The 7828-nt window shown below is 63.5% G+C and carries 7 protein-coding genes and 1 tRNA gene; 2 read left to right on the top strand and 6 right to left on the bottom strand.

Annotation, left to right across the window (positions count from 1 at the left end; translation table 11 throughout):
- Positions 1-192: 192 nt before the first annotated feature.
- The 3 genes from LB543_RS33430 to obgE are packed head-to-tail and all read right to left on the bottom strand — an operon-like array spanning position 193 to position 3727.
- On the bottom strand, positions 193-1479 hold the full coding sequence (locus LB543_RS33430) for a glutamate-5-semialdehyde dehydrogenase (protein ID WP_140810672.1): 1287 nt from the start codon (positions 1477-1479) through the stop codon (positions 193-195).
- Between the two features lie 3 nt (positions 1480-1482).
- Entirely contained in the window at positions 1483-2691 is a 1209-nt protein-coding gene (gene proB / locus LB543_RS33425) for a glutamate 5-kinase (RefSeq protein WP_224617312.1), read from the bottom strand.
- A 4-nt stretch (positions 2692-2695) separates the two neighbouring features.
- Complete coding sequence (gene obgE, locus LB543_RS33420; RefSeq protein WP_027141722.1) at positions 2696-3727, bottom strand: GTPase ObgE; 1032 nt, start codon at positions 3725-3727, stop codon at positions 2696-2698.
- 130 nt (positions 3728-3857) lie between these two features.
- Between obgE and LB543_RS33415 the strand changes: the two genes are divergently transcribed.
- Positions 3858-4727, top strand: coding sequence for an endonuclease/exonuclease/phosphatase family protein (locus tag LB543_RS33415; protein ID WP_140754882.1), 870 nt, complete (start codon positions 3858-3860; stop codon positions 4725-4727).
- A 211-nt stretch (positions 4728-4938) separates the two neighbouring features.
- Here LB543_RS33415 and LB543_RS33410 read toward each other — a convergent pair whose 3' ends face one another.
- The 3 genes from LB543_RS33410 to LB543_RS33400 all read right to left on the bottom strand — a co-directional run bounded on the left by LB543_RS33410 (position 4939) and on the right by LB543_RS33400 (position 6681).
- A complete protein-coding gene (locus tag LB543_RS33410; protein WP_224617311.1) occupies positions 4939-5526 on the bottom strand; it encodes a GNAT family N-acetyltransferase in 588 nt (195 codons plus the stop codon).
- Positions 5527-5644: 118 nt separating this feature from the next.
- Positions 5645-5914, bottom strand: coding sequence for a 50S ribosomal protein L27 (gene rpmA / locus LB543_RS33405; RefSeq protein WP_015315190.1), 270 nt, complete (start codon positions 5912-5914; stop codon positions 5645-5647).
- Between the two features lie 98 nt (positions 5915-6012).
- Positions 6013-6681 carry a 50S ribosomal protein L21 gene (locus LB543_RS33400; RefSeq protein WP_140754886.1) on the bottom strand — a complete coding sequence of 223 codons (669 nt, stop codon included), beginning with the start codon at positions 6679-6681 and terminating at the stop codon, positions 6013-6015.
- A gap of 333 nt (positions 6682-7014) precedes the next feature.
- Here LB543_RS33400 and LB543_RS33395 point away from each other — a divergent pair.
- Positions 7015-7104 (top strand) — tRNA-Ser (locus LB543_RS33395).
- Positions 7105-7828: the final 724 nt, after the last annotated feature.

The raw sequence follows: 7828 nt of genomic DNA, 5'->3' as shown, positions 1-7828 counted from the left end.
CCCCTCTGTCCTGCCGGACATCTCCCCCCCAAGGGGGGAGATTGGCAGCTTCATCGGCAGCGCTAATTCTACAACGCCGGCGATTGACGAAACCGGTAATGGCAGTCGATCTCCCCCCTTGAGGGGGAGATGCCCGGCAGGGCAGAGGGGGGTCCGCGCGCGCAACGCCTCAGGCTCTAGGAACGAACAGCATCAAGGCCTCACTTGGCCCGACCCGCGCACGCGGTATTTGAACGAGGTCAACTGCTCGACGCCGACCGGCCCGCGCGCGTGCATCTTGCCGGTGGCGATGCCGATCTCGGCGCCCATGCCGAATTCGCCGCCATCGGCGAACTGCGTCGAGGCGTTGTGCAGCAGGATCGCCGAATCGATCTCGCTGAAGAACCGTTCGACGGCCTTCGCGTCCTCGGCGACGATCGCCTCGGTATGATGCGAGGAAAATGTCTCGATGTGGTCGATCGCGCCACGGATGCCGTCGACCAGCTTCACCGCGATGACGGCGTCGAGATATTCCGTCGCCCAGTCGGCATCGGTCGCCGGCTTGGCGTCGAAGAAGACTTTCATCACCTCGGCATCGGCATGGATTTCACAGCCGGCGGCGCGTAGCGCTTCGAGGATCGGCACCAGGTGGGTGGTGGCGACGGCACGGTCGACCAGCAGCGTTTCGGCGGCGCCGCAGACCCCGGTGCGCCGCATCTTGGCGTTGACCGCGATCCGCACCGCCATGTCGAGCTCGGCCGAGCGGTCGATATAGAGATGGCAGATGCCTTCGAGATGGGCGAAGACAGGCACTCGCGCCTCGCTCTGCACCCGCCCGACCAGGCTTTTGCCGCCGCGCGGAATGATGACGTCGAGATTGCCGCCAAGCCCCTTGAGCATTTCGCCGACCGCGGCGCGGTCGGTGGTCGGCACCAGCTGGATGGCATCCTCGGGCAGATGGGCCGCCTTCAGTCCCTCGACCAGGCAGGCGTGGATCGCCGAGGAGGAATTGAGCGAATCCGAGCCGCCGCGCAAGATCACCGGATTGCCGGCCTTGAGGCAGAGTGCGCCGGCATCCGCCGTCACGTTCGGCCGGCTTTCATAGATGACGCCGACGACACCGAGCGGCGTACGCACGCGCTCGATGTGCAGGCCGTTCGGCCGCTCCCACGCGGCGATGACATCACCAACCGGATCCTCGAGCCCGGCAATTTCACGGATGCCGTCGGCCATGGCGCGGATGCGTGCCGGATCGAGTTTCAGCCGGTCCATGAAGGAGCCGGAAAGCCCGGATTCGTGGCCATTCGAGACATCGATGGCATTGGCGTCGAGAATGTCCCGTTCCCGGGCGACGATCGCGTCCGCCATGGCGGCAAGCGCGGCGTTCTTGGCGTCGGTGGTGGCAACGGCCAGCGGTCGGGCGGCTGCGCGGGCGCGCCGGCCGATATCGGCCATCAGCGCCGCGGTGTCGTCCCCGGATTTTTCATGCAGCTTCAGCATGGCTCATCCTCCGCTAATGTCGCCTTCGGCCCGTACTTCGTCGCTGGCGCGTACTTGGTCACTAGCCGGTACTTGGTCGCTAGCCCGTACTTGGTCACTAGAATGACTCACCACAAGATCGTCGCGGTGGATCATCGCCGAACGCGCCTCGTAACCGAGCACCGTCTCGATCTCGGCCGTCTTCAGGCCAGCGATCCTTACGGCATCGGCGGCATCGTAGGCAACCAGCCCGCGCGCGATCTCGCGGCCCTCGGGCGACAGGATCGCCACCGTGTCGCCGCGCGAGAAATTGCCGCTGACCAGTTTGACGCCGGCCGGCAGCAACGACTTTCCCGAAATGAGCGCGCCGATGGCGCCGGCATCGACGGTCAGGCGCCCGGCCGGTTCGAGCTGGCCGGCGATCCAGGTCTTGTAGCCTTTCACCGGATTGGCGCTGGGCTTGAAGAACGTCGCGCGCTCGCCGCGTTCGATCGCCATCAGCGGCGACAGCCGGGTGCCGGAGGTGATGATCATCGCGGTGCCCGCCGCATTGGCGATCTTGCCGGCATCGAGCTTGGTTCGCATGCCGCCGCGCGACAGTTCCGAGGCCGCCGCACCCGCCATCGCCTCGATGTCGGGCGTGATACGGTCGACCACCGGAATGAATTTGGCTTGCGGATCGCGCGCCGGCGGCGCGGTGTAGAGCCCGTCAATGTCGGACAGCAGCACCAGAAGGTCGGCGCCCATCATCGTCGCCACGCGCGCGGCCAGCCGGTCATTGTCGCCATAGCGGATTTCGGAGGTCGCCACCGTGTCGTTCTCGTTGATGACCGGCACCGCCTTCATCTTGAGCAGCGTCGAGATCGTCGCGCGTGCATTGAGGTAGCGGCGGCGCTCCTCGGTGTCGCCGAGCGTCAAAAGGATCTGGCCCGATTTCAGGCTACCCTTGCCGAGCGCGTCCGACCAGGCGCCGGCGAGCGCAATCTGGCCGACGGCGGCCGCTGCCTGGCTTTCCTCGAGCTTCAAGGCTCTCTTGCCGAGGCCGAGAATGGTGCGGCCAAGCGCGATCGCGCCGGAGGATACGACGAGGATCTCGGCCCCGCCCTGAGCAAGCACGGCGATATCGTCGGCGAGCGAGGCCAGCCAATCGCGCTTCAGGCCGCTCGCGCGGTCGACGAGCAGCGCCGAGCCGATCTTGACGGTGATACGCCGGTATTTCCTGAGCGACTGCATGGCCCTACTTTTCCCAGCGCGTCTCGACCGGGGCGGCAATTTGCGCGCGGGCTTCGGCGATCACCGCCATCAGTGCGCGCTGCACCGCCTCGACGCCCTCGCCGGTGACGGCGGACAGAAGCATCGGCGCACGCCCGGCGGCGCGCTTCAGTGAAGCGACCTTCTTCTTGCGCGCGTCGGCGTCGAGCGTGTCGACCTGGCTCAGCGCCAGGATCTCGACCTTGTCGGTCAGGCCGTGGCCATAGGCTTCGAGTTCGGCGCGCACGGTCTTGTAGGCCTTGCCCGGATTCTCCTCCTGCGCCGAGACCAGGTGCAGCAGTACACGCGTACGCTCGACATGGCCGAGGAAGCGGTCGCCGATGCCGACGCCTTCATGCGCGCCTTCGATCAGACCCGGGATATCGGCGATGACGAACTCGCGCGCATCGATGCGCGCGACGCCGAGGCCCGGATGCAGCGTCGTGAACGGATAGTCGGCGATCTTCGGCTTCGCCGCGGTGACGGCGGCCAGGAACGTCGATTTGCCGGCATTGGGCAGCCCGACCAGTCCGGCATCGGCGATCAGCTTCAGCCTGAGCCAGATGTTGAGCTCTTCACCCGGCAGGCCGGGATTGGCGCGCCGTGGCGCCTGGTTGGTCGAGGTCTTGAAATGCTGGTTGCCGAAGCCGCCATTGCCGCCCTTGGCAAGCAGGAAGCGCTGCCCGACGACGGTCATGTCGCAGATCATCGTTTCATTGTCTTCCTCGAAGACCTGCGTTCCGGCCGGCACTTTCAGCGTGACGTCGGCACCCTTGGCGCCGGTCATGTTGCGGCCCATGCCGTGGACGCCGGTCTTGGCCTTGAAATGCTGCTGGTAGCGATAGTCGATCAGCGTGTTCAGGCCGTTGACCGCTTCCAGCCAGACATCGCCGCCACGGCCGCCATCGCCGCCATCCGGCCCGCCGAACTCGATGAATTTTTCGCGCCGGAACGAGACCGAACCGGCGCCGCCGTCGCCGGAGCGGACATAGACCTTGGCTTGATCGAGAAATTTCATTGGATCGCAGTTTCTTTTATTGGCCTTGCGGCATTGCTCTAAACCTTGGGCCTTGCTCTAAACCAAGGCGCGGCGAAGGGCGAGGCCGTTTTATGACGATGGCCGCGTGGGGTTGGCCGGAGATTGCGGGATGAAGCTTGTAACCTACAACATCCAATACGGCATCGGTCTCGATGGACGCTACGATGTCGGGCGAATTGCTGATGCCGTGCGCGGCGCCGACGTGATCGCGCTGCAGGAGGTCACCCGTAACAACCCCAGGAACGGCAGCCGCGACATGGTCGCCGAGATCGGCGAGGCGCTGCCCGATTATTTCGCCGTCTACGGCAGCAATTTCGAGGCCAATATCGGATCGCGCATCGAGGATAGCCGCGCCATCACCACCACCTTCCAGCTCGGCAACATGGTCTTGTCGAAAACGCCAATTCATCTGTCGCGCAACCTGCTTTTGCCGCGCAGCCGCAGCTTCGAGATGATGAACTTCCAGCGCGGCGCGCTGGAGGCGCTGATCGAGACGCCGCTTGGTTTCATTCGTTTCTATTCCATCCATCTCGATCACCGCAGCCCGGTCGAGCGCGCCAGCCAGATACAGTTCCTGCGCCGGCGCCTGTTGAACTATGCGCTCGAAGGCGGCGCGCTATCTGGCGTCGCCGAGATCGGCCTGCCGGAATTGCCGCACCCGGAGGCCTTTGTCGGCATGGGCGATTTCAACATGCTGGCCGGTTCGCCCGAATATGTCGAACTCGCCGGCCGGCCGGATCATGAATTCGGCATGCCGCTGACCGCCGACTTCGCCGTCGATGCCGCCATGCGCCTCGATGTCGCCGGCGAGGATCTCGTCTCCTGGGTCGACCCGAAGGACCCCGCCAACGCCAGCCGCCACAAGCGCATCGACTACGTCTTCACCAGTGCGTCGCTTGCCCGCTCGCTGAAGCGCCTGTGGGTCGACCGGAAGGCGAGCGGTTCGGACCACCTGCCGGTCTGGGTAGAGCTGGGCTGAGCATAAGCCGCCAGTCCAATCGCGTATGAGAAAGCCCCCTCATCCGGCCGCTGCGCGGCCACCTTCTCCCCGAGGGGAGAAGAGACTGACGCCGGCACCAGCGACCTCCTCTCCCCTCGGGGAGAGGTCGGATTGCCCCGAATTGCCCTTCGCAATTCGGTTGGCAATCCGGGCGAGGGGGCTCTTGCTCGGCCGGCCTTCAGGGCAATCATCAAAAGTGGATCCAGTTCCGCAGGCTGGTCCACGTCTTCCTGTCCAGCCGGTAGCGCTCGACCGGCACCTGGCCGGCGACGATCGAGTTCAACATGCCCTGGCCGGCATACTGGAAGCCGCACTTGTGGATCACCCGGCGCGAGGCCGGGTTGATGACCCGGGTCGAGGCATGCAGCACCGGGATCGATGTCTTCTGGAAGGCGAGGTCGACCAGCGCGTGGGCAGCTTCGGTCGCATAGCCGCGCTTCCAGTGGGGCTCGCCGATCCAGTAGCCGAGTTCCAGCCCGCGATCGGTGGTGTTCAGCCCGGCGCAGCCGACGAAGGTATCGGTGCCGGCCAGCGTCAGCGCATAGGCAATGCCGGCGCGTCGCGCCTTGGTCATGGCGAGGAAAGCGCGAGCCTCTGCCTCGCCATAGGGGTGGGGCATGCGCGCCAGCATCTCGGCGACGTGACGATTGTCGGCAAGCTCGACCAGTTGCGCGATATCCCGCTCATCGGGAGCGCGCATCACCAGCCGCTCTGTGACCAGCACCGGGCAATCTATCGCGTAACTTTCGTCTTCTGAGTCTTCCGCTTCGGCAACCATTTCAACGTCCTCCAGGCAAAGAAAAAGGGGAGATGGAAACCCATCTCCCCTGATCCTTTTCCTGGCTTTGCCAGACACCGGTCCCGAGATGGGCGCCGGTGTTCTAGTGCGGAACCGGCTACTCCGCGGCTTTGGTAATCGGATTGACCGATACGTAGGTTCGGCCGTTGGCTTTTTTGTTGAACGTCACGGCGCCGGTTTCGAGCGCGAAAAGGGTATGGTCCGTGCCCATGCCGACATTGACGCCGGGATGCCAGGTCGTGCCGCGTTGACGAATGATGATGTTGCCCGGGATGACGGCTTCGCCGCCGAACTTCTTCACGCCCAGACGCTTGGAATGCGAGTCGCGACCGTTGCGCGACGAGCCGCCAGCTTTCTTGTGTGCCATCTAACTAACTCCGTTGCGCCGCAAGGCGCCTAAAAGGCCTTATGAACGCGTTCGCGTTCCGTTTCAAGTCCGATCCGGCCGATGTTTCGCCGGAAAAATTACTTCTTCGCCAGTTCCTTGGCCTGTTCGCGCCAGTCCTTGATCTGGTCGGCGCTGAACGGCATGTGCTCGTCGATCTTGGCGACATCCTTGTCGCTGAGCTTGGCGAGCTGCGCGAAGGTGATGATGCCCTGCTCGGCGAGGTCCTTGGCGGCGACCGGGCCGATGCCCTTGATCACTGTCAGGTCGTCCGGCTCGCCCTTCGGCGCCTTGAACAGCGGCGCGGCGACGGCCTCGGCCTTCGCTTCTTCCTTGGGGGCGTCCTTCTTTGCCTTGGCTTCCTTCGGCGCGGCCTCGGCAGCAGCCTCGGCCTTGGCTTCCGCCTTCACGGCGGCCTTCTTGGCCGGCTTGGCGCCACCAAGCAGGATCTCGGAGATCCGCACCGTGGTCAAAAGCTGGCGATGGCCGATCTTGCGGCGCGAATTCTGGCGGCGGCGCTTCTTGAAAGCGATGACCGTGCGGTTCTTGCCCTGCTCGACGACTTCGGCGGTAACCAAGGCGCCATCGACGAACGGCGCGCCGAACGTGACATTCTCGCCCTCGCCATGCGCGAGCACGTGGCCGATTTCGACGATATCGCCGACATTGGCTTCGACTTTTTCGATCTTCAGGAGATCGTTGGCGGCAACGCGATACTGCTTACCGCCCGTTTTAATGACTGCGAACATTTTTTGCCTTTCGCTGTTCGGTCGGCCTCGATGAACCGCCTCTGGCGGTTCGGCCGTCTTTTTGTCAGTCTGCGGGTTCAAAAAACAAGCGGCGCGGAAGAACCCTCCACGCCGATTGCACGCTGTCCCTAACCGAAGGTTGCGTGGGAGTCAAGGCAAACAGCCCGATTCCTTGCCTTGGCGGACCAGCCGACATTGCCTGCCGAGGACGGGCGGCATCGGTCCAGGCAAGGTCCGGGACGGCAAGCTGAATTTCCGGCGGATTTGGCCTTGTAACCTGCCCGATCAGCCGTTATCTAGTGCGCCGCGCCGGCAACGGCCGACCATGACCGCGGAGAGGTGGCAGAGTGGTCGAATGCACCGCACTCGAAATGCGGCATGGGTGCAAGCCCATCGGGGGTTCGAATCCCTCCCTCTCCGCCATCATTTTCAGCTATCCCGTTGGTTTCATTACATTGTTTTTTGACGACTTTTGTAAGCCTGCACCTTTGGCTGCATCTAACAAGGCGCTTGGGCTGTCAAGACTGGCCGACTAGCAAAAGCCTGCCGCAAGGCTAGAACCCTTCCGAAAAGAGGGCTCTCTATGCTCCGCATCATCGCGTACCTAGCGTCTGGCTGCTGTCGACAGCCGTCGGTAGATCGGGTCCTTTGCAAGTTCAGGCGCTGCGTATCGGATTTGATCCAACGCCTCGGTAAGCCCGTGAGGAATACAAGCTGGCATCGAGAACGCCGTAAACGTCGACTACAAGATCGCGGAAATCTGGCAACCCTACGGGCCTCGAAATGCCTGCACCGCAAATGAAGAGAACCTCACCACGCGCGTGGGCAAGCAGTAAGCGTTCGGGAATCGCCGCCAAACCGTCGCCCAATGAGATCACGCGATCTTGCGCCGAAGCTTCAGTCTTCAAAGCCGCTGCCTGCTGATTAGAATCGGAAGTTACTGACTGCATCAGAAAGCATGGAACCCGGCATCAAACAAACGCCTGCCGGCTGGTTTTTTTCGTCTGTGCTCAACCAATAACACCGAGCCTAGGAATTTTGCGCACTTGCAGGGTCGAGTAGGGGTAAAGTTAGAGCGGGATGAGATTAGTTTCGGTCATATCCGGAGTTTTCGAAGTAGTGTGAGCATTCTGTCGGTGTGATGCGG

Source organism: Mesorhizobium sp. ESP7-2 (assembly GCF_020164715.1).
Taxonomy (GTDB): Bacteria; Pseudomonadota; Alphaproteobacteria; order Rhizobiales; family Rhizobiaceae; genus Mesorhizobium.
This window is presented reverse-complemented; position numbering and strand designations above follow the sequence as displayed.

What these genes read in the sequence shown, in the direction of transcription:
- LB543_RS33430 (WP_140810672.1), bottom strand. Translation starts at nt 1,479, where the DNA reads ATGCTGAAGCTGCATGAAAAATCCGGGGACGACACCGCGGCGCTGATG.
- proB (WP_224617312.1), bottom strand. Translation starts at nt 2,691, where the DNA reads ATGCAGTCGCTCAGGAAATACCGGCGTATCACCGTCAAGATCGGCTCG.
- obgE (WP_027141722.1), bottom strand. Translation starts at nt 3,727, where the DNA reads ATGAAATTTCTCGATCAAGCCAAGGTCTATGTCCGCTCCGGCGACGGC.
- LB543_RS33415 (WP_140754882.1), top strand. Translation starts at nt 3,858, where the DNA reads ATGAAGCTTGTAACCTACAACATCCAATACGGCATCGGTCTCGATGGA.
- LB543_RS33410 (WP_224617311.1), bottom strand. Translation starts at nt 5,526, where the DNA reads ATGGTTGCCGAAGCGGAAGACTCAGAAGACGAAAGTTACGCGATAGAT.
- rpmA (WP_015315190.1), bottom strand. Translation starts at nt 5,914, where the DNA reads ATGGCACACAAGAAAGCTGGCGGCTCGTCGCGCAACGGTCGCGACTCG.
- LB543_RS33400 (WP_140754886.1), bottom strand. Translation starts at nt 6,681, where the DNA reads ATGTTCGCAGTCATTAAAACGGGCGGTAAGCAGTATCGCGTTGCCGCC.